Source organism: Rhodoglobus sp. G.S.23 (assembly GCF_056675935.1).
On record NZ_CM155237.1, the window covers coordinates 219,644 to 243,914 of the forward strand.

Sequence of the window (24,271 nt, forward strand, 5' to 3'; positions counted from 1 at the left end):
ATGTCGTTATTCGAGTTTGATTCGTCTGTAGTTGATGATCTGTGCGCAAGATTCAATTTGCGTGCTCCTAACGCTGAGGGGTTGCGTCAAGCAATCTTCTCGATATCGGGACAAGACGAGTGCGAGCAGATCGTGCTGAGCATGGCGACCGGAGTGGGAAAGACTTGGTTACTCGCTGCGCTGCTTGAATACGCTGCTCAGTCCGGTGTGAAAAATCTGCTGGTTGTCCTGCCAGGCAAGACCGTCCGCACAAAGACGATCAACAATTTTACCCCTGGAGCTCCGGGTTACATCGCCGGATCTGAGACGGAAATGGTGGTCATCACTCCACAGAACTTCACCGCAAATAGCGCGGCGATCCTGGATGATTCCGTGGTGAAGCTGTTCCTTATGAATATCCACCATCTCGTGCAGCAGGATACTGCGGAGTATGTGGTGCCAGGATCTGCGAAGGCGACTCAGACTCGCACGGCCAGGCCGCAGGAAGTTCTCGGCAGAGGGCTGCTCGATCATCTCGCTCAAGTTCATGACTTGTTCATGGTGCTCGATGAGTCACACTCGTTTTCTGAATCTGCGAAGACGTGGGCTCCCGCTCTCGAGCGGCTTCGTCCGGCCGCGAGGGTGGGCCTCACCGCTACCCCGGTTGCAGGGGACAACATCGTTTTCAACTACACGCTTGCTAAGGCGATAGCTGATCAGTATGTGAAAACCCCAGTGATTGCATTGCGAAGAAATGGTTACCGCGACAATGAGGAGGCAGGCCGACTCCGGGATGCAAAACACTTGTTAGATGTGAAAGCCACTGAATACCGACATGTCGAAAGTGCAGACCCGGGACTCACCCCGATAAATCCGATCCTGCTCGTTGCATGCCGGGACACTGACCATGCCGAGGAAGTAGCTGCAATTCTGCGCGGCTCTGAGCTTTTCGACGGTCCTGATCAGGTGCTCGTTGTGCACTCTAACCGGTCAAGTGATGCTGAAGACACGCTGCTCGAGAATGTCCAATCACCAGACTCGCCGGTACGTGTCATCGTGCAGGTTGACATGCTCAGCCAAGGCTGGAATGTGCACAACGTGAGCGTGCTTGTGCCGCTGCGAGCTCTCGGGTCTCGGACCCTTACGGAGCAAATCATCGGCCGCGGTTTGCGCCTGCCTTACGGCCGATATACGGGGAATGAGTGGGTCGATTCGCTCGACATTCTTTCCCACGAGTCGGTTGTAAAAGCGATGTCGAATCACGGAATTACAGGAGAACGGCCCGTTACTGAACCATCTGTAAACGGCGATCTTCCCGTTGTGGCAGAGGCTCAACCTTCCGCAGCGGGTAGTTCCGATTCCGCCGCTACACCGTCAGTTTTTTCCAATTGGTCTGATGGCCGCTTCTCCGGAGAGCCAACACTCGACTTGTCCGCGCTCACAGGCGACGGCAGTGAGCTTGCAGAAACAGTCTCTGCGCTTGGTGGGACGGCGCGAGACATTACCGTCGTGATCGAGGACGAAGCCCAGATACCCGAACCAGCTGTAGTGAATCTGCTGCGCGAAGACACGTTCAATTTCCCGCTTGCCGTATTTATTGCAACGCCAAACAGACTCGACATCGACACACTCGACAGTGCGTGGCATCAGCGGGTGGCACTCACTGTCGGAAACAATTTTGTTGACGCCATCGATCGCGAAACCCTTATCTTTCAGGGCGATGGCGCAGTATCCCTGGCGAGCACTACTCGAGTTGAACTTTTCGAAAGGCCGATAGAGCGCGAGGACGTTGAGGCGACGCTATTGGTAGCTTTGCGTCCGCTCAGAGCTCTGAGCAACGGACCACTCGGACAGGAGAACCGAAACCGACTTCCAGCTTTCGTGGAACGGTTCGTGGATTGCATGCCCGGTGACTGGACTCCGAAGCGCGCTGCGGTCGCAGTGCGACGACTTGTGGAAGAAGTAAACCTCGCCGCTGATGAGGCGGCGCATCGATCTGTAGAACGACCGTCTGTATCGCCCCTGCTGCTCCCAAAACGGAAGGGCTATGCCCTCACGGGCTCTCGAACTGTCGTGCCACAGGGCGGGGTGGACGGGAAGTCATTTCAACGGTTTCAGCACTATTCGGGCTGGAACCGGAACCTTTATTCTGCGTCACCGTTTGATGCGTATGCGACCGAGATGGCGATTGCGCGCATGCTTGATGTGTCTCCACAGATCAGCTGGTGGATGCGTCTCGAACAATCTGACCAGGCAAGGATTGAGTACGGCGGAGGACGTTCCTATTACCCTGATTTTGTGGCCGCTGATGTGGACGGGGTCCACTGGATCATCGAGGGCAAGGATGAACGTGGCCGCGAAGATGCCGCAGTTCAGGCGAAGCGCGTCGCTGCCGAGTTGGTGATCCGAATGATGGAGAGCCTGGACGAATGGCGCGATACCCGCTGGGGTTACCTCATCGCATATCAAGGTGATTTGCGAGAGGCGGATGAGTCATGGCAAAACCTTCGGGCTATGGCCGGCGCGCAGGTGATGCGTCAGCCCTAATTTGGTGTGGCTGGACCTATTTTGCAGGAGTGCAAGAATCCCGAGCGGTCCTCCCGCCGGAAGGCTTCCTCAGCCTGCAGATTGTGCTTCGAAGCGCTCGATAATGCATTGATCCAATAGATGTGCAAGAAAACTGTATGCAGCGAGCCTCTCCATTGCTTGCTGCTCGGTGAGCTCGTCTCGGGTGTGGGTGGTCACGTTACGCACTGTTAGGTTCAAGCCAGTGGCTAAACCGTTAAGGGCCTTTGCGAGCGGCTCGAGGCCCCCGCGCATGCTTTTCGCGGTCTTGTCGTCGGCGCTGCCTGGCCATGTTAGCTTTGGCTTGCCGCTGGCGGGGGCTCCGGCTGACAAAGTTTGTTGCCAGAAGACGGTGTCATCTACATCGTTGCGTTCTAGTTTCGTTTTCCAATGAACTGTCAAACCCTCGGCTGATTCCCGCACGGCCACGCGATACTGATGGGCCGTCCAATGTGATGCTGCACCTGACCAGATGACAGAGTGAAGTTGAGCGGGAGCGAAGCTCGGTAGGCCTGAATCCACAGAGCTGCCGACATCAATGAGCATGGCATCTAATCGGCCTTTCACATTCGCTGCTGTCATCCGAATATCGCGAGGCGCGAGCGGAGCTTTTGGTGAGGACATGATCGACCAATTGGAAACTGGGTCGATGAGGCCAAGCCCCGCCACGCCGATATAGGCCCCAGTCACTGCCACTGCACGAGCAGCCACCCCTGCGGCCTCGGCGACATCCAACTCGAGGCGTCGCACATTGCCGGGATCTTGGTCGTCTTTAGTCCACACGGTCGGAAGAAGTCCTCGTGATGACAGGAGGTCAGATTCCTGTTGAGTCTCCATCCACGCGTCGAATGCGGTCTCAAAACGCTGGATAGCTTCGCGCAGCCGCTTTAGGTAATCCTCGCTGTACTCGCTCAACGCAACCCCTTAGTGAATTCACGAAAACCATTCGATGCCGGATCGCCTCAGCCTATGGCACGAGTCGCAGTTAGAAGGCGTCCGTAAGCCGTTCCCCAAACAGGACTGGCCGGGCATGGCAGCTTCCTCTCTTGATCGCATCACTTCCGCTGCGACTATTGCCGCTAGTCGGCGACGTTGCTTGATGGCTGTTGGAGTGATGCCGTCTCACTGCCTAAGCGTTGTGGGCCGATTGTTTTAACGAGGATTGGTTGAGTCGGTTGTAACCTTTTCGGTGCCCGCGGACAATACAGGTTATGGACACTGATGCGGATACCGATACCGAGGCCGAGCTATGGGCTCGCAGCCTCGGCGGCGATAGCGCGGCGTTTGGTGAACTTTTCGACCAACATCGTGATCGTGTCTTTCGTCACGCATTCCATCTGATTGGGGATGTTCATGACGCCGAGGATGCTGTGGCATCAGTGTTTTTGGAACTGTGGCGTCGACGCAAGCACGTGCGGGTCGTCGACGGGTCGATTGGGCCTTGGCTCCTAGTCACCGCGACCAACACGTGCCGCAATCTCAAGCGTTCGGCACGCCGCTACCGGCACTTCATTGACGCGTTGCCTCGTGATCCAGATTCTCCAGCCGCTGAGGAAGAACTCTTTCGTCACCATCCGCTCGACTCCATCGACGAGCCACTCCTCGCCGCGTTAACAACGCTTTCACGCACTGACATGCAGCTTTTCGCACTAGTGAACCTCGAGGACTACTCGATCGGTGAAGCCGGCACAGTGCTTGGGCTCAGTGCCACAGCGGCGAAGACACGGCTTCACCGTGCGCGTGTTCGCCTTCGCGCAACCCTCGGCGAACCCTACGGGCTGCCATCCACGCTCGTAACTGAATCGGAAGGAGATCCATCATGAACAAAGTCCAGCTACCACCCAAATTCAGCGCCGGCCTTCGGGAGGCATTGATCAATAGAATCGACACTGAAATGGCTCCCCAGGCGCGGCGACGGCGCGCACTGTGGACGGGCCTAGTCGTCGCGGGAGGAGTCGGGCTCCTCGGCGGCACCGGCGTGGCGACAGCGGCATTTTTGATTCAGCCCGGTGGAGTGGAGGTCGCTGAAATGACGACTCCCGTCTCTGTCACCCGCACTGGTACCGCCACAGTGGAACTCGGTGATGCCCCAGCAGGAGCGACGAACATCAGGCTCAGTCTCGTTTGCCTCAGCGCGGGCACCTTCTCTTTCCCCGATGGGGCAAGCGTGTTCTGCTCTGAATCGGATGCAACTGGGTCCGTCCGGTTGAGGACGACCACGCACAGTGTCCCGCTCGAATCCAAACAAGATTCCGTGACAATAAGCACAAGCTCCGATGCGACCTGGACGCTCACCGCGACGTATTCGAGCGAACGCGTCACCGATTGGGCGATGAACTCGAACGGACATTCGTACGGGGCTATGAATGAAAACGGCACCCCCGACCTCATTGCCGTAATCGCCACAAACGGGAAACAGGGCTACGTTTTTGCCGCTGATCTCGCCCACGCCGATGGCAGCGACCAAAATTTCAGCTCCCCTGAAGAAGCTGTCGAGTGGCAACGTGAGCGACTGGGGCAAACTTTCTCGATCACGGTCTATTTGGCCGACGGAAAGACGCCAATCGGCACCTTCGAAATTGCAGGCTGACAGCCCGAGGGAGATAGGCGCCCAGCTCGCAAAACCACGATCATAAGATCCGCAAGGGGATCCGTAAACGAGATCACTCCTGCCTGATGTCGAATGTGGGTTCTCGGAATCCCGTAAAGCGTGTGCGGAAAGGAATCTCGCAAGGGTTCCCTAAACGGTCTCGCATGGCGGTGCTAGTAATTGATGGGTTGGATCCACTCGGTAATGCAGTTACGGAGTGCGTGGCTGAAGGTACTCGTAGATCGTTTGACGGCTAACACCGAATTCGCGGGCGAGCGCTGCCTTCGTTTCGCCGGCGGCGGCGCGCCTCGCGACTTCGGAAGCTTGTTCGCTGGTCAGTGCTTTGCTGCGGCCTTTGTAAACGCCTGCTTTTTTGGCCAGGGCAATACCTTCGCGCTGTCGTTCACGAATGAGCGCTCGTTCGAATTCGGCGAATGCCCCCATCACAGAGAGTAGGAATGTTGCCATCGCGGTGTCGTCGCCGGTGAAGGTTAGATTCTCTTTCACGAACCGAACCTGTACCTTCTTGTCGGTTAGTTGTCGAACGATCGCTCGGAGGTCGTCGAGGTTGCGAGCTAATCGATCCATTGAGTGGACCAAGACGGTGTCGCCGTCTCGAGCAAAGTCGATTAGCTTCGCCAGTTCCGGGCGGTTCTGATCTTTCCCGGATGCTTTGTCGGTGAAGACGCGGTCGAGGGTTTCGCCGTCTAGTTGTCGGGTGGAGTTCTGGTCCAGCGTGCTGACTCGGATGTAGCCGAATGTTTGAGTCACTGTTCCCCGCCTCGATAGTGTCAAGGGAACTCTAAGACCCGATTGCAGTTAGTGTCAAGAAAGGCAATTGGGGCTTCAGCTTGACACATAGTTGCTGGGGGAGCGGTGACCCACCTTGACGTCTGTTTAGGGTGTACTCCAGCTAGGCATCCTTCCAACATTTCAGGGCTTACCTGTGCAGAATGCCTGACCGCAAGCGGAACCGTCAGCGGGCGTCCCGTGCGAGCGACCAGTTAGTTTTTTTCCTCAAGCCCACGCGGACCGCCCGTTGCGTCTTACTAGTTGCGTTGAGCCACTTGCGAGGTTAGGACGAGAGCTTTCCTTTGGAGTCGCTCGGAGAACGTGCGCAGGAAGTAGACATATCGCCTGATGTCGTCAGGCGTCGGCTTTCGCTCCGCCTTACCGTGGGCAACATCATTGCGACATGCGACGACATCGCGGAGACTGAATTCGACGCTAGCCGTGACGATGTCGCCGTTGAGATCCGACATCTCGATGTCCCCGTCACACACGTTGGTGCTATTGCCCATCCGGGCGAACAGATCATTGATAATGTCTGCTTTAGCGCTAGTCACGAGTCTCGCGAATGTGGCGGCGTTAAGCGCGCCCTTTGGGGGTTTAGCGTCGTCGTTCCATAGGGCGGCGATGCCTCCGAGCCTTTTGAGCAGCGCAGATCGCTGGTCGTCATCGCGCGAGGTGACTATGGACTCGAGCCGCGGGAGAGTATGCGCCTCGCGCAACCCTCGAGGTAGGCGGCTCGACTCCACGTCCCCCGTTCCCACCGCGTCAACGTATTCTTCAGCGATCGTTTTCAAAAACGACTCGAAGTGGCTGACGAGCAGAACGACCGCCGCGCGACACAGCGCATTTGTCTCATGGGTGGCCTCCCGCTGCTCCGCCGCAACTGCAAGTTCGCGAAGGAGAACGACTTCGGTAGTCCCATCCGAGAAAGTATCAATTGCCACGTGGCAACAGGCCTTCTGAAATCAAATCAGCTGGAAGTGAACTAGGTACCCCGGTCGCTGACAGGCGGTCGCTTAATGCAGATACCCGATACAGGACACGTGTGCGGTCTGCGGTTGCGCGGCCGATGGATAGCTGAAAACGATTCTCGGATGCGAGTGCTTTAAGAGCTGCGCGCGCCGCATCTTTGTTCTGTAGGAGAGCATTCTGCTCGCAATACGCGACGGAGACCATGACGGCGTCGAAGAGCGCCTTATTGACTGGATTATGAGAGCCGGGCGCCATAAACGGTCGGTCTCCGAATACGTTTTGTACGGCTAAACACACCCCGGAGAACTGATCTGTCTCGGCGACTGTGATCGCTTCTTTGCGGTGGGTTCTCATAAATTTGTTCAGCAGCTGACGCAATGGTGGCTTGTAGGTGCCGATCCCATCGACCAGGGCGAAGTAACGAAGCACGAGTTCCTCGTGACCCATGCGCTTGTTCGTGAAACTACCAACGAGGTCAGTGAAATAGCTCTTCCTTGCAAGCTCCTTCAGGGAATCATTGAACGGTCCGCGGTATACAGAATTGCGCAGCTCCTGCGCTGTGAGGCTAGCTGCGCCGGTGTTCAGGCGTTCGAAGACGTCAAATTTAATGTCCGGATGGCTGTCTGCGGTAATAACGATGCAGCGGATCGTCCGGCTCTCGAGGCGACGCTGATCTTTCGGTATGAGGCCGGAGAATTTGACGCCGTTAAGCTCCGCCAGCACCGATACGCCGTTCAGTGCGAATTCATCGTCCAAGAACCTCTGAATCGTTGTGAGGCGTTGCAATCCATCGATGACTTCGTAAACTCCGTCGTCGTCCTCGGCGAAATAGCAGACGGGGATTGGAACGTTGAGCAGCAGCGACTCGATGAGGCGTGAGGCTTTGCCGTTGTCCCAGACATACTTACGTTGGTACGCAATATTGAGACTGATCCTGCCGGTCCGAATGTCCTCACGGATTGAACGAACGCCGAGGTCGTAAGGCTGTGTCACTAACTTGCGCTCGTCAGGGGCGATTGAAAGTGGCTCCGCCTGTTCGGTGTCATCGCTGTCGTCGGGACCGTCGAGTGAATTACGGAGATTATTGCTGTCCTCGTCTTGCAAGGCGGACGTATCGATGGGCGTTGTCATGGTTTCCTTCCTGGAGATGATTCCGACTGTACAGCCCGTGACGGGAATCGGTCCCGTGGGTGAGCACCCATAAACCGCCTCGGCGCAGGCTGGGCCGAGGTCGAGCCGGAGCGTCAACGTTCCGTCCAGTGTGGCTTTCACCGAAAGATGGCGGTGCGGTGACGATCGCGTTGTCGATGCGAGGCCGGCGGGGTGCCCGGTATCGGGACGGCCAGCGGGCACTCCCGCGCCGCTACTCGCATCGCATCGGCGACGGTCGAACGCATTCGCGTTTAGGTCGCCCGAGATAAAGCCCGATGAACGGTCGTGAAACGCACGAGGTCGGGACGTCATTTGGCCGACTCTGGCTTCGGTTTAGGGGCTACCTCAGATAGACGCCACCGCGAGCATCAATCGACGGCGTGCCGCCGCAGTTCCTCCAGCGAGCTGGCGCTCACATTTTTGCCAAAGCGCTCTGCGAGCGATTGTACGGTCGGCTTCACGAAACACAAACGGCATTCTGCCGTCAGCTCCTCCGAAGATTTTTGGCGCGCGGTCGCAAGCTCCCTTATTTCGCGCCAAAATTCTTCGCCCCGCAGCCCTACGGGTTGTGTTGCGCTTCTCCTCCCATCGGCACTGCGTGCCGCTTTGGCAAAAAAACGTGGAAGAGAAGAAGAACATGTTGACAATCACCCATTCGCACGAGGCCGGAACCATGATCGAGGGAACGGAACGCGGAGATGGAACCGCTGAAATTTTGAAGGGTCAGCGCTGGCGCTGGGGGCGCAGTATCGAGGCGTGGTTCGTTCCGCAGACCCGCGACCGCCTCCCGAAGTTGCACACCATCAAAGCCACCGCTGCAGCGCTACGCGCTGCAGGGTTCGAGGTCGCCACAGAGATTGACGAGGCCACCCGATCCACAGCCGAAGTCGAGGCCGGAAAAATCGAGCGCCAAGAACAGCGCGCGGCCGCACTTGAGGCCAAAGCCGACCGCAAAGCCACGGACGCAGATCAGGCACAAGCGCGCGCAGACAGGGCACACGAATCTTTGCCCGAGGGAGGCGAGCCAATCAAGGTAGGCCATCACTCAGAGAACAGGCACCGTAACGCGATCGAGAAAGCGCACAACACACAGGGACGCGCAATCGCCGCAGGAAACGACGCGACCGAGGCAGCCAGACGAGCCGAAACAGCACACCACACCACCGACGCGCGCTACAGCGTGCAGACCGTCGCGAACCGAATCAAGAAGCTGGAAGCCGACACCCGCCGCACTCAGCGCCACATCGACGGCAAACGGGAGTGGACCACCGACGAAGCCGGACAAGACGCACTAAGCGCCGAGCCCATCGGAGCAACCGGCGCGTATCTTGACCGGCTCACCGTTCGACTCGTAGAACAGCGCGACCAGCTCGCCTACTGGCAGCAGATCCGCGCCGATCAAATCAGCGCCGGCGCCGCTACAAACTACAGCCGCGAAACGATCAGTAAGGGCGACTACGTGCGGTATCGGTTCGGGTGGGCAGAGGTCGCCCGAGTCAACGCCAAATCAGTATCGATCCGCACAGAGCACAGCTGGACAAATACGCTCGAATACGAAGCCATCAAGGAAGTGAGAAAAGCCGCCGACACGGGCGACCAAACAGCAAGCTAGGTATGTGTGAGGTTCTGGCGGTCTCAGTCAAAGTGCTGAGACCACCAGAACAAAAGTGCGAGGGGGCGCCCCTCGCGCTCCCCGACTCACAAGCAGGCACACACCAGCAATTTAGTGGATGCAGGAGTCACTTCTTTTGTGGGTGAAATTCACTTGCCGACCCCCATCACGTGCGTAATGTCGAGTCTGTAGTCTTTCCTCATGTGGCTAGTGCTGATTGGTGTCGGTGTGGTCGTTTTCGTCGTCTGGGTCGTGGCGAAGGTCGTCTCGGAAACTAAGCGCGGGACTTCGCCAATAAGCGGAACCGAAGTGCCACAGTCACAATCTGACTCTGAGGTGCGGCAGGCAGGGGATGCTGCCCTGCTCCGCACTGTCTCCGAGAGGATCAAAGCTCGCCAAGAAGCAGAGGACGTCAGCTTTTGGGATGTTGCAGAGACAGAGGCGACTCGTGCGGGTGTGTATGTCACGGACGTGAGGCACCAAGAAGCCCTGGATGCCGAGGCGAAGGATGCGTCGGAAGAAGCTGAGCGTCAGGTCCTGTTCAACGAACGCCACTTGTTCAATTTGGCGGATTATGTTGACCTGAGCGGGCTCGATAGCACGCCGTTGAAAGTACGCGGCAAGGGCAACTACACCGACAAGCCGGCATCGTTTATGTCGGGTGTGTGCCGACTAGTCCGTGAGCCTGAAAACACCTTCGATCCAAAGGCGATTGTCGCGTTTATTGGGGAGCAGAAGGTTGGATATGTCAGCGCAAGTCGGGCCGCGTCGATGGCTCCGCTGATGGACGAACTTGGTAGGCCGTTGATCATCCGTGCCGACCTGAGTGGGAGCTCCGTCACCCTTCTCCTGCCGACGTTGCCTGCCTTTCGATCGTGGGTAGCCTCGCAACGTTCGCGACCTGTCACCCGCAACGACTTTTTGTTCCTGCGTCCTTGAACAAGCCACGATGTCAGACCGCCAACAGCTATCTAGACCGTCGCCGAAGCCCGCTCAACAGCCGCCATTGTTCCCCTCGGTAAGTGTTCGCATTTGACCCATTAGCCGGTCGATCTGGTATTCGATGCAGTGAAATTTGATGCGACTGAACGAGGATGCGTTCACGGATTGTGATTGCGAACTGGGCGGGGGTCGTGAGAGCTCTACAACCAATTGCCCCGTACAGAACAACCTCCGTCTTATTCCGGCACGATCGCCGGCCCCTTCCTGTTCGTAGCTGTCAACGTGCGTGGCAACACTGTGTTGGTGACAGCGTCTCTTGCTCCGTCGGAGAAGCGATGTCGGAGCAAGAGAGAAAAGGACGTGCATGACGCACGATTAGACATGCCCTCTACGAGATGAGGAGCAATCGAGACAAGTAGCGATTAAGAGATAAAGATGTTGCAATGCACGCAGGCACTATTGAGTGTGAGGTACCCTTGTGGCATGCGCGGAGGGATAGCCAGATGGAAGCGAGGGGTCGCTTCTCAGGGTGTCCGGCAGGCTCTTGATTACGCATTTGGCGGTACCTGCGACTCGCATATGGCTACTTCTGCAGGATCTGAAGCGGCAGCCAATTACACCGATGGTGTGATGGAACGCTTCGTTGTAGAGGACGGGGTTACGGTCTCTGACTCGCTCAGCCGTGACCAATTGAAAGCGTGGATCGGTGGTGCTGATCCCGAAACCGGAGAGCACCGCGGGCGCGAACTTCCGTCTCCAGAAGCAGACCTGTTGCTGGATGCAACGGTCAATTCTCCGAAGTCCTTTTCGCTAGCGGCTCTTCTCGATGACGAGTTGGCGGCCGAGTTCGAGCAGCTCCAAGACCGCTTGCGGGACCGTGTGCTGCTGACTTGGCAGTCCGAGCTCAACGCTCGACGCGGCGCTGGCGGAGCCATTAGGCAGGAGCTTTCTCGCATTGAAGTCGTGGAGCTCAAGCACGAACGTTCGCGTTCTCTGGACCCTCACAAGCACCGTCATCTGTGGCTGAACATGAAGGTTTGCGGCGTCGACGGACGATGGTCAAACGTCGATTCACGAGCGGCATTACGGTTCCAAACTGTGGTCAATTCTGAGGGCGATTTGGCCGCCCGTACTGACCCAGAATGGATCGCTGCGTTGGCGGCAAAAGGGTTCACTTTGGATGCCTCTGGAGAGATCGAACAGCTCGCTCATTTGGTGCGTCCGCTGTCGCGCCGCTCGAACCAAATTGAGGCAAACCGGGCACTGAAACTTGCTGAGTGGAAGGCGGCTAACCCTGGTCAGGAACCTGACCACAATGTGCTGACTGCGATCGACCGGTGGGCCTGGGCGGCAGGTCGCCCGAACAAGCCCGGCAAGGTTGACGAGGCCCGCTGGACTGAGATTGTGCGCAACGAACTGTTGGAACTCGACCCCGAAGTGTTGGGTGCGCGAGCCGCTAACGAGGTCGCTCCGGTTCACGTCGGAGAGCTTGATCGTGACCTTTTGGCTGCCCAAGCAATCGCCGATGCTGACCGCCGTTCCGCTGGTACCGGTGGTCGATTTAGTCACTACGACATCCGCGCCGGTGCCGGCCGCGCCGTCGCCGCCAGCGGCATCGTCCTCGATCGAGCCCTTGTTTCAGAGCTACTCGAAGACGTCGTCGCTCGAGCAGTTGCGACAGAGACCGTCGAACTCTCGGAGGACGTGGACGCTCTTCCGGGTCACGTCAAACACTTCATGGCCGCCGATACTGCAGTGCTGAAAACGCAGCTCGCCGACCAGCTCGACCTGCTCATTGAGACAGGAGAACCTGTTGCCGTTGGCGCGATCGACACCATCGCCAGCCGTGTTCTAAGCGACGGCCGCAAACTGGATGAAGGACAAACGAACGCCGCTGCAGCGATAGCCGGCAGCGACCGTTTGGTTACAGTCACCGGACCTGCCGGCACTGGTAAGACGACCATGCTGAAGGTCACAGCGGCATCGTTGGCAGAGCAAGGTCGCCAACTCATCGTCGTCGCCCCGACGAAAAAAGCAGCCAGTGTTGCCGGTCGTGAGACGGGCGCCACAGCATCGTCGCTGCACGGCCTGCTGTACGACAACGGGTGGCGTTTCGCGCCGGACGCTGCCGGCGTCCAACGTTGGTCGCAGCTGACCGTCGGCGAAGTGAGCGCCGACACCGGCGCGATCTACGAAGGCCCCCGCAAGCACGTACTGCACCCAGGTGACCGCATCGTCGTCGACGAAGCAGGAATGATCGACCTGAACGCAGCACGCGCCCTGGCGATCTTGGCCGAGCAAACCGGAGCAGGAATTGCAATGGTCGGCGACCACCTGCAGGCTGCCCCAGTCGGACACTCGGGCGCAATGGCGTTGACCAAACAACGTTCCACCGCAGTGGTCGAGCTCACCGCCATTCACCGCTTCAAGGATGCCGAATATGGGCGGCTGTCGATGCGGCTGCGCGATCCGGGCAGCGAAGAAGCGGCCACGGATGTTGCCCGCGAACTTTACGACGGCGGACACGTAGCGTGCATGGCCAACGACATCGACGCTCGCGCCCACATGGTCTCTGGATACTTCAAAGCCGCGGGTGCCGGCCAGAGCATTGCCCTGGTCACTGGCACCAACTCGGACGCGCAACTGGTTAACGAGAGCATCCAGAGCGAACGCGTTGCTCGTGGCCAGCTCACAACGAAGCGTCTGGCCGAAGGCCAAGAAGGACAGCGCCTCTTGGAAGGCGACGTAGTACAGACCCGCCGCAACGACTCCACTTCGGGTGTCGAGAACCGTCCGTTGTGGGTTGTGAAGAAGATCCGCTCGGAAGAGATAGTGCTTGAGAACGCCGCGCAAGCCGGCGACACCAGGACAGTTACTCGTGACTACGGAACCAAGCACCTGCACCTTGCCTACGCATCCACGGTCCACGGCATTCAGGGTGAAACAACTGATGTTGCCATCGTGGGCCCTGGAGTCGATGCTGCTGGTTTGTATGTCGGAATGACGCGTGGACGGCGCCACAACGAGAGCGTTGTGATCGCGGGCAACCGTAGTCAGGCGGTCGATTCGATTTCTGATTCGATGCGCCGTGGCCGCGTGGAGATTACTCTTGACGATTCTCGAGCCGCTGCAGCAGCAGAATTGTCCCGCGCCGCGCGTACTCTTACAGTCGTTGGGCCCGAGCTGGCTGAGGGCATGCCAGCGGACGATCCGCGGCGTCCGGCGATCCTCGCTGCGCGCGCCGAGGCGCACGATCAGCTGGAAAAGGTATCTAGCCGGCTCACGCGCGATCGTCAGACGATTCGAGAGCTGGACACGCGCCTAGCCCAGCGCGCAGCGCGTAACCACAGTGCGCAGATCACTGGTGGAGAGCCGGAGCCTATAGACGTGCTGGAAGCTGCCAAGTCCAAACTCATTGAGAGAGTCGAACGGGATACAGCCCAGCGAGCTCAGCTCGCGGTGCACTACCGCAAGCTAAGCAATGAGCTAGAGAATCCGAATTCGAAGCAGACGGCGAGCAAGCCACAACCATCGCGGGATATGCAGCACTTCCAGGAGGCCGCTTCAGCAGATACAGAAGGGCTGGAGTCCTCGCTCTAAAAGATCTGTGAGGCCCACAATCGACCTTGACACGCCGGCTCAAGCAGTTGCGCAGATAAAACGATCATTTTCTTGAGAAAGTAATCGGCGAGGCCAGCGGGAGCCCTCGGAACCGCAACCATTGCAATCGCGCTAGTGGTGTATCGCATTGTGTCGCATCTGGTGCATCGCATCTGGAGTATCGAATCGGTGTATCGCACTGCTTGGCGCGAAACGACAATCGGAAAGTGCTGACTCTTGGAATGATTTCCGGCTTTCAGTGGTTCAATTATCTTATGAACCCGAAACCAGCACCTCCTGAAGAGGAAGAGACGACTGCCACTCCAGCAGACGCCCGTAAAGAGCTGACCCGACTCTCTGCGCGCGGGTATACCCAGCTGCGTCACATCCTTGTGCAGCTCCCGGATACAGAACCTACGCGCGCGTCTGTGCTCGGCAGCATGCTCAACAAGCGTAAACACCGCGCTCTCTTGCTTTATATCTTGCTATTGACAGCATGGCCTTGGCTTAAGGATCGGCGTGAACCGCTCGAAGCCAGCGTCTGGATCAGAGCGCTGGACGGCAAGGACGTGTCCTTCGCGGAGAAGGGTAATACCTGGTCGACATCTACTCTTTCGCGTGCGTGGTCTGACCTGAAAGAGATGAATCTAGTTACGACTAAGAGGGAAGGGCGCCTGCTTCGAGTGTCCCCGCGCCGGGAAGACGGTAACGCGGAGTACGAGCTTCCTGGCGGTCGTAAGGATCGTTGGAACGCTTACTTCACCTTGTCTGATGACTTTTGGAACGAAGGATGGTTTGCACGACTCTCGCTCCCAGCTCTTGTCATGCTGTTGGTCGTAGCCAAAGAGACGAACAAGAAGAACGAGGTCTGGTTCGCTTACGCGAACTGCCAGGAGTGGTACGGCATTAGTTCCAAGTCAGCTCAGAAAGGGGTCGAGGAATTGATCCGGAACGGGCTTCTTCATGTTCGCAAAGAGGTCAAGAAGGCTCCCCTGTCTCCCACGGGGCGCACAACGCGCTCCCACTACTCGCTGACGGGGAACTTCGGCCACATCGCGCGCGCAGCAAAACAGGCGCTTGCGGCTACTGAAACGAAGAACCGCAAAAGTCGAAAGTCCCCGAAGCCAATTGCGAGCAATCCTGAACCGAAAGATTCGCCGCATGTTAGTTAGTAGGGCCGAATTCCTGGCCCGCGAATCGACCGATTGCGACCGCAATCGGCGTCACAGAAATACAAAGACCCCAGCGGCAACTGGGGTCGGATGTACTTCGCCAAACAAAGAAAGGACTTGAAGAAAGTCCATGAACGAAGGCAATACTAACAAATCGGCGGATAGCCCGCCGAACGAAGCAGCCCTAGTGGCAGGGTACGGATTCAGCATCCGTTTGAGCCACTGGGGCGTAGTTGGAGCGGTGCTAATCGTCATAGCGTTTCTTCTCTGGATGACTCCAACCGACCTCGAGGGTCTATTAAACGCTCTGGGGGCGCTCTAGTTAGCTGGCCCAGCCCTTGATCTACTGGGGTTGGGCCAGAGCATCCTACGCATGATTGTTTTTAGTCCGCCGGCGCCACTCGTCGTCGACCGGAAAATTCCGGACTCGATCGGCACGATGACCTTGAGCGCAGGATCCTCCGGATATCTGCCGAAGTCGGGCTTGGGCGTTGTGCCAGCGTTCAACGAAGCCGATGGGACCGTAGCCGGCATCCGTGGTGTCGTATGAGACCGTCCATGCTGTGTGTAGCGCGGAGAGTTCTTCTACGAGGGCGCCGTGCTTCCACCAGCAATCAGGGATGACGTTTTCATCGATTGCGTAGCGTTGGCTGATCCACTCGACCCATGAGCGCAGCTCTTCCCATCTCTCAGGGGCGTCTTCGTTCGGTAGCGTTCGCCAGTTCACTGCGATTGCTGCGATCTCTTCGGAGTCTGGATCGCGGTCGCTTTCTTCTTCGGCGAGGACGTCGTCGATGTCGAAGTCGTCGTAGCTCATGGTTGCTCCGTGATTGTTATGGTCAGTTTTCGACGTAGAACCCGTAGGGCGAATGCGCTTGCGACTCGGCGGCTGCGCATAGCTCGCAGTACTTGGTCGCGTTCGAGAAGGCGGTGCAGCAGCTCGTGGTGGGCCGGGTGCAAGCTCACGAGGTCGTTGTGGCTTTCCTCTGCTCTCCAGCCGGTGGGAGTCTCAGTAACTCCGGAGTAGTCGATGTGGTGAAGTTCAAGCTCGCGAACTTTCGCATTTCTGCTGCAGGCGGCGCACCGCAACTCATTCCCCGCGGCAGTTTCTTCAGCGAACCAGCGGGCACGGCGGGCGAACCATGCGCGTGAGCGCAAATAGCCTGTGCGGTACTTGTTGCCGCGTGCCGGCCTGCGGGAGTTCGACATCAGTTCTGGGTTTCCTCGTAGTCCAGCTCGAGGGTTTCCTCGGGCTCGGGAAGCGCGAGCGGTTCGGCTTTGGCGAACTGGGTGCGGAACTGCTGTTGCTGTTCTGCTTCGGTGGTGCGCTTTCCAGTAGAGATGCTTTTGCTGTCTGCCCGGTCGGTCCATCCGCGTAGGTCGAGGAGAGCTCCGCGTCGGTTTCGGTAGGCCAGCAGTCCCATTGATTGCGGCATGCGACGGATCTCGTCAACGGTCATCAGCGGAACCCGCTCGAGCTGGTTACTGGTCGAGGCTCCCTGCTGGTTGTAGCTGTAGGAGGAACGCTTCAACTGTCGCGTTCCGAGCATGGCTTCAATATCGCGCAGGTGCCCCATATCTGAAGCGCCTCCGAGCAGAATCTTTGCCGTGGCTGCAGACCAGATTGTGTCTGCTTCTGCCTTCGACCAGGCGGTCTCGGCTTGCGAGAGTGCCTGCAGAACGACCATCGTACAGATTCCGCGGCCGCCACCGTCAGCCATGACTCGTGGCAGCGCTGGCCAGGCGAACATATTCGCGATCTCATCGAGGATCAGCCCTAACGGTAGGTCGAGTCGTGAGCCGGGGGTTGCCAGTGCCTTACGGCGTGCGGTTTCAACCACGTCGTCTAGGAGGGCGCCGAGGAAGCCTCCCATCGCGCCTGAGCCTCCGCTGGAGCCGATCAAGTAGAGAGTGTTTTCGCCGGAGAGGAACTCATCGGCGTCAAAATTTTCACCACGCTTGGGCGAGAGCGCTTCTCTGAGGCTCGGAATACCCAGAGGCCGAACGGCTGCCGCAACTCCGAACCACGATGACGAGAGAAGCTTGGGATCGCCACCGAGAACACCGTTGAGGCTTTCAGCCCACCCTGGTGCGCCGTCACTGCGAAGAATATCGACAGCGCCGCGAGCAAGACCGGGGTTTGAACCCCAGTGATACAGCTGCTCGACTCCGCCTCCGGAGACCGCAGCGGCATGGAGCAGCTGTGCAAGAACGCTCGAGGCTGCGCCGGCCCATTCTTGGTTCGACTGGCTGGAGCCGAGAGCTGTTCCGGCAATGATTGCTTGTGCACGCTGATCCGCGACGAGAGGATCGTCGCATCCTGTGATCGGCGAAATACGGAGAGCCGAACCCACACCAGACAGCTGCTGAGGGTCGAAGACCGTTACACGGCCCCGCTCAGCGCGAGGCCGCATCGTCGCCGCCAAATTGTCGTTGGTGGTCGATGTCGTGACCAGTGGGCCTGCCCAGTCGAGGATTGCCGAGATCAGGATGCGATAACCCTTACCGGAACGGGGAGCACCTTCCAGTGCTACCGAGTCCTCGATGGAGACGTATACGTCGACGCCCGATGAACGGCCGACTCTCCACCCGACGTCCGTGGCGGCAGGCTTGTGCAGGTTGGGGCGGAGTGTTTTTGCCTGCTTCAGCACGGCTTTTGCCGAGAGGTGCTTGGTGATTTCGCTACCCTTCGCGAACCCCTCACGGCCGCGTAGTTGCTGGATGAAGTAGCCATCTGATTGGCGGTATCGGAACCACATGATGGTCCCGGCGATTACCGCGAGCACGCAAATGGTGACGACGGCGATGCCGGCGATACGTGCCGCCGTTGCCGGAAACGAGCAACCTGCGTCGACTACATAGCTAGAGGTGTCACCGAGAAAGACGAACCCGAGACCTGCGAACATGGACTGCGGTGCTGCACTGCTGTCACAGATGATCTTCGTGACGAGAGTCGTCACTGCCTGGCACGCGAAGTTGATCACGAGGATCACGGCCACGAGGCCAAGAACTGGGTTCACCCACCAGTTCTTCGCGGTGTTCATGCGTTCTGCTCGTTCAAACTGGCGGCGACTGCGGCGCCGGCGGCGATCCATGCGTTCTTGGTCGCTGGCTTCAAGCTGTCGAAGCGCAGAGCGCCGGACTTCAGACTTGGGTCAAAGGGAATCACGACGGTGCGTGGTGCAACTTTTTCAAAGCCCGACACGATGCGTGCGACTTCTGACGCCGGGGTAGAGCGCTCTGCGACAGTGACGACGACGACAGCGTTCTTGACTAGCTTGGCGGAACGTTCATCTCGTTGACTCAGTTCCTCGAGCAGCAAGGCTGCTGACTCAGCGGCCTCGCCCGAGGGGCTTGTGGGTACGACGAGCTGGTTGCTGTGGTCGATCATCCGCAGCCAACGCTCGGAGGACTCATCGTTGCCTGTATCGAAGATGACCATCCGCGAATACTTTTTGATGACCTCGTTCAGAGCATCGAACTCGGCAGCGGTGAGCCGCTGATCAGAGGCCAGAAGCTTCGGGTTCGAGCGGAGCACGTCATACATATCTGCGCTCTGGTGATGGACGTAGAGAGCCAAGTCTCCGATGGTTGCTGTGGGCTGCATGAGCTGCTCCGTCACGCCTCCCAGGTCTTGGATAGTGGCGTTGTGGCTGGAGCGTTCAGTTCTCCAACCGAGTGTTCCACGGGTGTCGTTGTTATCCCAGGCGATCACTCCCGAGCCGCCATGACGTGCAAAGACAGCCGAGAGCATCGCTGTCGTCAGCGTTTTGCCGACACCGCCTTTCCCGTTGACAACGGAAATAGAGCGGCCGCCGGCCCAGTGCTGGCTGACAGCTCGGATATTCAGGAGGCGTTCCTGTTCGGCAGGTGAGGGCGCGATCTTGATACCGGTTGTGCGCGTAACGAGTCCGCGCCATCCGGTCGCCGGCGGCAGAGCCGCGCTGTCATCGGCAAGGAAAGAACGGCGTCCCTCCTTCGGCACCTCATCGACTGCCTCCTGTGTCGGTTCTGCTTCAGGAGCTGCAGGCGCTTGGATCTCGCGCTCGACGACCATCGGCCGAGTTCTGCGAAGTGGCTCCACGGGTGCGGTGTGCACTTGTGGCTCAGCGCTGTCGTCAGGGCTGATGCGACCGTCGCCGGACACCAAAAAGCTGAATACGCCATTGGATTGTTTCGACGTCAGGCGAACGTCGGTCCCGTGTTCGCGGGCAATCTCCGACGCTCTCTGGATGATCCCGGTGCGAAGCTGATCCTCGCGTGCGTACTGAACCGTTTCGGTCGGCTTACCGGCAACGCTGACGGTGGCTTCGGTGCCGTTGGCTGCAACGTCAGCGGTCATTTCGAGGGTGCTCATGCGGACTTCTCCTTGTGGCCCTGGACGGGCGCGGTCGAGGGCCAGATCTGGTCCAGGTTGGGTTCATCGAGTGGCCAGAGGTCGTCAAGGTACTGCGTTCTGAAATCCAGCTCAGCGATGGGATTGTCGACGATGTCTGCGGCACCTTCTATGGCGTCGTCAGTCTTGAAGAGTTCGTACTCCCACTCGGTGGAAGTGACGAATGCGTCGACCAGGTACGAGTACAGGCCGACATATGCGATGAAGGTGCCCGATCGTAGACGGCGGGCGATCAGCACATGCTGCGGTGGCAGTTTCAGTCGTTTGACGAGGTTGTCTTCTTCTTGCTGGTTCACACGGAAGATGAACTTGTTCTCGATGTCAGCGGCGATTGAGTAGGCCAGTGCGCGTTCTTCTGAGCCTTCTTTGCCGACGGCATCGAGGTCAGAGAACTTGTGCAGGATCAGTACGTTGCTGATGCCGTAGTGGCGTGACAGCTTCAGCCACTGCTGAAGCGTCTGCAGCGCGGCAACCGAGGACATATCGCGCCAGCCCTCTTCACGAATCAGATAGCGGGTGCGCTTGGCGGCCCTGTCAGAGATGACTGCTTGGATCCATGCGCTTGTGCAGAGCTGGGTCAGCTGGGCAACGAGGTTTCCCCGTTGGAAGAGCTCGGAGGTGTCAACGACAACCATTGGAGCTTCATCGTCAAACTTCACGGTCGACTCGTGTTCGAAGAGACCACGAAGATCCCCATCGATGAAGCGCTTGAGAACGTACCGTGCGCGCTCTCCTTCATTGAATAGCTTCTCTGCCCGGAGGGAAGAAGTCGGATCGAGATTTTCCAGCTGCTCGGACACCGCTGTCAGTGTCGGCCGGTCGCCGGTGACCTCAATCGCAGTGTCGAGGGCCCAGCTGATGGAAGCGTGCTCCATCGGGGTTAGCGGCGGCTGCCCGCTGAGCGTGAGCTCGATGATGCTTCGCAAGGTTCCGTGCCGGCGGTCGTGGACCATTTGCAGGTGCTCGTCATCGCTGGCGTTTGAACGTCGGGGGCCACCGTCTAGAGGATTGATTCGCGCGTCAGTGTGTGGTCCACCAACACGGATCACTTTTCCGCCAGGTGTTGCTTCGCACACGGCAACCCATTCGCCCTTGGAATCAGAGGGAACGACGACCTGGTGTCCGAAAGGGATGCTTCGGGTGGTCAGCATCTTGAGAACCCCGGACTTGCCAGACCGGTATGCGCCGAGCACGAGAATGTTCGTTGATAGCGTCGCTCGAGAGGTGGTGTCGGTGTAGAGATCCCAAGGTGAAAAGTGCCACAACGAGTCAGCGTTGAGATCAACGCCGAGGATGGGGCCGCGATGGCCAAGTCCGCGGTCGGCGATGAAAGGGTAGATGCCGGCCACGTTGTGGCTTGTGGCTTGGTGGTGGGGCTGCTGCAACCGCATCAGGTTCCAGTACTCGCCGGTGCGAACTCCCGGCCCGAACATTCCTGGGACGGCAGCGGGAGGCAAGTTGAGTGTGCTTTGGCTCTGGCCGGGCTCGTCTACTTGCGAGGCCAAGGCGGCGATCTCTTTCGCTCTCTGGCGACGTTCGCGGCGCGTTAGTGACGACGGTGTGACGCTGAATACTTTCCTTGCCATTACTTCAATCCCGTTCCGAGTGGCATTGCATTGATCAGCATTGCTTCTGCTTGCTGGCAGTAAAGAATCTGGCCTTCCATGCCGACGCGGGACATGGCGTTACGGATTCCGGCGATGCCGGATGCGAGGCGTTCCTCTGTGGGTGCGCTCACTGTGAGGTAGCCGCCATAGCGGTATTCGCCGTGCCCCTGGACGATGGATTCCTCTTGGTCGTCCAGCGCTTGCCAGTCGGCGCGGTCCTCCGCGGAGTCACTGTCGTTGCGCTTTGCTTTCAAGCGTTGATTTCCTCGCCACACTTTCTTTTCCGTGCGGATGCGCTTGAGGGCCGCTTTCACTGAAACCGGGGTCAGTACGAGGGTGAAGATGTGGCTAATTGCGTCATCTGTAGATGGGTCGCGGGCGAAAACGATGGGTTCGATGAATCCCACCTGTGCCATGCTTCGTGGCCACTCGTGGATCCACATAGTTGAGTGCCATGCACCGTCAGCGCGAACGACACCGTTGTTTCCACGTGGCTCATCGAAAGCCATAGGCCCGATCGCGTCTACCGAAACCCCAGACTGTTCGTCAGAGCGGTCTTGGATCATTGGTACGGAGTCAATGTCTAGCGCAGTGCGAGCCAGAGCTGCCCACTGGCGCGAATCGAGCCAACGGCGGACGTTGATGTTTGCTGCAGCGAGGGCAGCTGACACGTTGCCAGCTTCCAGCTTCGCCAGCGTCTGGATGGCCTGCTTTCCTCCGCCAAGGCTCTTCAGCTGCGACTGGAGCGCAACTAGATCGATGGTCAGTGTGAGGTAGTTGCGGTGTGAGACGGCGAAGCGTTCTGCGTTGTCCATGACGTCGAGGTAGTTCTGCGCAACGGCGGTTGAACCGTCTGTTCCTCGACGCACCAACGTGTCCTCGAAATACTGCCGTGCCGGCTGGATCGTCGTCGGCATCGTGCGCTCTTGCAGGGAAACCCGCTTGATGCCGGGACGTTGCGTGAATGAGGTGAGCACGGAAGCAAGCTGCTGCGACAGGTCGTATCGATCAGCATTGTCCATCATCAAAAAGCCGTCGACGTCGAGTTCGGCCGTGATCGAGACAGTTCGATCGCTGGGGTTATAGGCCGAGGTGAAGTCGTCTGAATCCCACAGCTGGATGTTTCCCAGCCTGCCGGGAAGGTTCAGGGTCGCTGCAATTCGTGGCCGTTCTGGGCGGAACCGGGTTTTCGTGCCACCAGTGGCGTGTCGAACCTGCTTTGACACCCACAGTGCAGCGAATTTAGAAGCGGCCATCCCCTGAACAGGGATGAATGACGATATGCCTAGCGGTGCCCAAACGATCGCACTGACGAAAAACCCCGCGAACCCGTATTGGGTCGCGGAAATCACTGCAATCGCTAGCGCTGCTGAGATTGCGGTGAATGCCCAGCCGTCAAGCCCGAGGAACACTCCTTGCGTCGACCTCCGGCTCAGTCGCACTGGTCGGTTGTAAACGTCGCTGTTGCTCGACATTAGCTTCTTCCATTCCGTGACGGTTCGCTTGAACGTGGCGTAGGTGGGTTTGATGTAGGAGCACTGGGCGTGATTCTTTTTGTCGTTGCGCTGCCGTTGCGGACGGCTGGTTTCGGCGCAGCAGCTGACGGTGAGGAAGTCCGAGACTGGCCGCTGCGGGGCTGCATAGCTTTTCTGCGAGCTGCGTTGGCGCGGCTAGCCGCACCGCGAGCCATTGACACACCCCGGGTCGCTTGGTGCGATGCGCCTGACCCCATGCGAGAGCCGACAGAATCGGCGGCAGTGCCGCCGATAAAGCTAAAGAGACTGAATGCAGCAATCGGAACGAAGGCAATCATGCAAAGTCCTATACCAAATGGGAGAGCTTGGATGCTCCAGAGAGTGTCGATTTCCCCAACACCAGTAATCACTAGGGATAGCAATCCCAGCGTCGACGGCGTCGTTAAGATCAGCGCCATCACTGCAGAGAAATAACGCACTACCCATTGGGTCCCGAAGGAAGTTGGGAAAAGCATCCATGCCACTGGGCCCATAGATATCAACGCTGCTAGAGCGAAATTGCGGAAGGAGAAAACGGCGACAAGGACGGTGGTCCCGATGGCTAGAAGCGCCAACGTCACGGTCGCGGCAAACGCATTGCCGCCGCCGCCTCCGAAGATCAGGTTCTCCATGAATTTCTCTAGTCCACCGTCTCCCCCCGTGCGGTTGATGAGTGGTTCAGTCATGAGATCGACAATGTCCAGCAGCGTCCCAATGACCCAGAGAGATGCAGCAGATAAAGGCAACGACAGTGCAAACCGCGCCACCGTTGCTACCAGGTTTGCGCGGTCGCCGCTAACGGCTGCCATTACGAGAGCCACAATGCCGGCGCCGAGGATAATCAGGATGATCGCGCCTTGCCACCAAGCCCATTCGGAAACTGATGCGTCCCAGAGCCGCGAATCTGAGTTGAAACTCGTTTGACTAATGGCCCAGCTCAACCCGGAACCGACTGTCAGTGCTGCGGCACTGGCAACGGTTTGGCTGACGGTACAAGGAGCGTCAAGCAAAGCGCACTTGAAATCGATCTTCAGCTCTTTGCCACCGTTGTCAACGATCGCTTTGACGTTGTCCTCTGAGCTAGTGCATACCGTTTGAGCTTGTCCATCGAGCAGCACCTCGTTGAAGCAGCGTTCCTCGACTGACTGGGAAAGGCTGGCGGGAGTGCAGTTGACACGCGCCCCAGTCCTTATGCACTCCACATCAGCTGCGGGTGCGCTCCAGGCCTGACCGGTCACTTCTCCTTGCGCTGCCGTAGCAACCGCGGAATAGGTATGTTCAATCGGATCCGCGGCGGCCGGCGCTGCGGCGAGAAAACCTATGCCGACGGCGACAGCCCCTACACTCTCCAGCATCATCCATTTTGAGATCCTCATGC

At 58.4% G+C, this 24,271-nt stretch carries 18 protein-coding genes; 7 read left to right on the top strand and 11 right to left on the bottom strand.

Annotated elements, in window-relative coordinates:
- On the top strand, nucleotides 1-2,526 hold the full coding sequence (locus tag AC1ENN_RS01145) for a DEAD/DEAH box helicase family protein (RefSeq protein ID WP_480406433.1): 2,526 nt from the start codon (nucleotides 1-3) through the stop codon (nucleotides 2,524-2,526).
- 69 nt (nucleotides 2,527-2,595) lie between these two features.
- On the opposite strand, the gene AC1ENN_RS01150 is transcribed toward AC1ENN_RS01145, so the two are convergent.
- Nucleotides 2,596-3,459: a TIGR02391 family protein gene (locus AC1ENN_RS01150; RefSeq protein ID WP_480406434.1), complete on the bottom strand. Its 864-nt coding sequence runs from the start codon at nucleotides 3,457-3,459 to the stop codon at nucleotides 2,596-2,598.
- A gap of 296 nt (nucleotides 3,460-3,755) precedes the next feature.
- Between AC1ENN_RS01150 and AC1ENN_RS01155 the strand changes: the two genes are divergently transcribed.
- The gene (locus tag AC1ENN_RS01155; protein ID WP_480406435.1) at nucleotides 3,756-4,367 is read left to right on the top strand and encodes an RNA polymerase sigma factor; all 612 of its coding nucleotides are present in this window, start codon (nucleotides 3,756-3,758) and stop codon (nucleotides 4,365-4,367) included.
- Nucleotides 4,364-5,134 carry a peptidase M56 family protein gene (locus AC1ENN_RS01160; protein ID WP_480406436.1) on the top strand — a complete coding sequence of 257 codons (771 nt, stop codon included), beginning with the start codon at nucleotides 4,364-4,366 and terminating at the stop codon, nucleotides 5,132-5,134. The genes AC1ENN_RS01155 and AC1ENN_RS01160 overlap by 4 nt, the downstream gene beginning before the upstream one ends.
- Nucleotides 5,135-5,344: 210 nt before the next feature.
- On the opposite strand, the gene AC1ENN_RS01165 is transcribed toward AC1ENN_RS01160, so the two are convergent.
- From AC1ENN_RS01165 to AC1ENN_RS01175, 3 genes are all read right to left on the bottom strand, one after another.
- Nucleotides 5,345-5,905 (bottom strand): recombinase family protein, encoded by a 561-nt coding sequence (locus AC1ENN_RS01165; protein ID WP_480406437.1) that lies wholly within the window; start codon nucleotides 5,903-5,905, stop codon nucleotides 5,345-5,347.
- A 278-nt stretch (nucleotides 5,906-6,183) separates the two neighbouring features.
- Complete coding sequence (locus tag AC1ENN_RS01170; RefSeq protein ID WP_480406438.1) at nucleotides 6,184-6,870, bottom strand: MAE_28990/MAE_18760 family HEPN-like nuclease; 687 nt, start codon at nucleotides 6,868-6,870, stop codon at nucleotides 6,184-6,186.
- Complete coding sequence (locus AC1ENN_RS01175; protein WP_480406439.1) at nucleotides 6,860-8,029, bottom strand: DUF262 domain-containing protein; 1,170 nt, start codon at nucleotides 8,027-8,029, stop codon at nucleotides 6,860-6,862. The genes AC1ENN_RS01170 and AC1ENN_RS01175 overlap by 11 nt, the downstream gene beginning before the upstream one ends.
- A 658-nt stretch (nucleotides 8,030-8,687) precedes the next feature.
- On the opposite strand from AC1ENN_RS01175, the gene AC1ENN_RS01180 reads away from it, so the two are divergent.
- The 4 genes from AC1ENN_RS01180 (at nucleotide 8,688) to AC1ENN_RS01195 (ending at nucleotide 15,376) form a co-directional block, all read left to right on the top strand.
- Nucleotides 8,688-9,662 (top strand): DUF3560 domain-containing protein, encoded by a 975-nt coding sequence (locus AC1ENN_RS01180; RefSeq protein ID WP_480406440.1) that lies wholly within the window; start codon nucleotides 8,688-8,690, stop codon nucleotides 9,660-9,662.
- Nucleotides 9,663-9,863: 201 nt separating this feature from the next.
- Nucleotides 9,864-10,601 (top strand): HIRAN domain-containing protein, encoded by a 738-nt coding sequence (locus AC1ENN_RS01185; RefSeq protein ID WP_480406441.1) that lies wholly within the window; start codon nucleotides 9,864-9,866, stop codon nucleotides 10,599-10,601.
- A 582-nt stretch (nucleotides 10,602-11,183) separates the two neighbouring features.
- Nucleotides 11,184-14,204: an AAA family ATPase gene (locus tag AC1ENN_RS01190; RefSeq protein ID WP_480406442.1), complete on the top strand. Its 3,021-nt coding sequence runs from the start codon at nucleotides 11,184-11,186 to the stop codon at nucleotides 14,202-14,204.
- Nucleotides 14,205-14,479: 275 nt separating this feature from the next.
- Entirely contained in the window at nucleotides 14,480-15,376 is an 897-nt protein-coding gene (locus tag AC1ENN_RS01195; RefSeq protein ID WP_480406443.1) for a hypothetical protein, read from the top strand.
- Nucleotides 15,377-15,743: 367 nt separating this feature from the next.
- On the opposite strand, the gene AC1ENN_RS01200 is transcribed toward AC1ENN_RS01195, so the two are convergent.
- Genes AC1ENN_RS01200 through AC1ENN_RS01230 form a run of 7 tightly spaced genes read right to left on the bottom strand, consistent with a single transcriptional unit; the run spans nucleotide 15,744 to nucleotide 24,269 of the window.
- Nucleotides 15,744-16,193, bottom strand: coding sequence for a hypothetical protein (locus AC1ENN_RS01200; protein ID WP_480406444.1), 450 nt, complete (start codon nucleotides 16,191-16,193; stop codon nucleotides 15,744-15,746).
- Nucleotides 16,190-16,585, bottom strand: a complete 396-nt coding sequence (locus AC1ENN_RS01205; protein WP_480406445.1) for a hypothetical protein — start codon at nucleotides 16,583-16,585, stop codon at nucleotides 16,190-16,192. Before AC1ENN_RS01205 ends, AC1ENN_RS01200 begins: the two co-directional genes overlap by 4 nt.
- Nucleotides 16,585-18,420 carry a type IV secretory system conjugative DNA transfer family protein gene (locus tag AC1ENN_RS01210; protein WP_480406446.1) on the bottom strand — a complete coding sequence of 612 codons (1,836 nt, stop codon included), beginning with the start codon at nucleotides 18,418-18,420 and terminating at the stop codon, nucleotides 16,585-16,587. Before AC1ENN_RS01210 ends, AC1ENN_RS01205 begins: the two co-directional genes overlap by 1 nt.
- Nucleotides 18,417-19,733, bottom strand: a complete 1,317-nt coding sequence (locus AC1ENN_RS01215; protein ID WP_480406447.1) for an AAA family ATPase — start codon at nucleotides 19,731-19,733, stop codon at nucleotides 18,417-18,419. The genes AC1ENN_RS01210 and AC1ENN_RS01215 overlap by 4 nt, the downstream gene beginning before the upstream one ends.
- A complete protein-coding gene (locus AC1ENN_RS01220; protein ID WP_480406448.1) occupies nucleotides 19,730-21,358 on the bottom strand; it encodes a hypothetical protein in 1,629 nt (542 codons plus the stop codon). Before AC1ENN_RS01220 ends, AC1ENN_RS01215 begins: the two co-directional genes overlap by 4 nt.
- Nucleotides 21,358-22,854, bottom strand: coding sequence for an SCO6880 family protein (locus AC1ENN_RS01225; RefSeq protein ID WP_480406449.1), 1,497 nt, complete (start codon nucleotides 22,852-22,854; stop codon nucleotides 21,358-21,360). Before AC1ENN_RS01225 ends, AC1ENN_RS01220 begins: the two co-directional genes overlap by 1 nt.
- Nucleotides 22,854-24,269 (bottom strand): TrbL/VirB6 family protein, encoded by a 1,416-nt coding sequence (locus AC1ENN_RS01230; RefSeq protein ID WP_480406450.1) that lies wholly within the window; start codon nucleotides 24,267-24,269, stop codon nucleotides 22,854-22,856. Before AC1ENN_RS01230 ends, AC1ENN_RS01225 begins: the two co-directional genes overlap by 1 nt.
- Nucleotides 24,270-24,271: the final 2 nt, after the last annotated feature.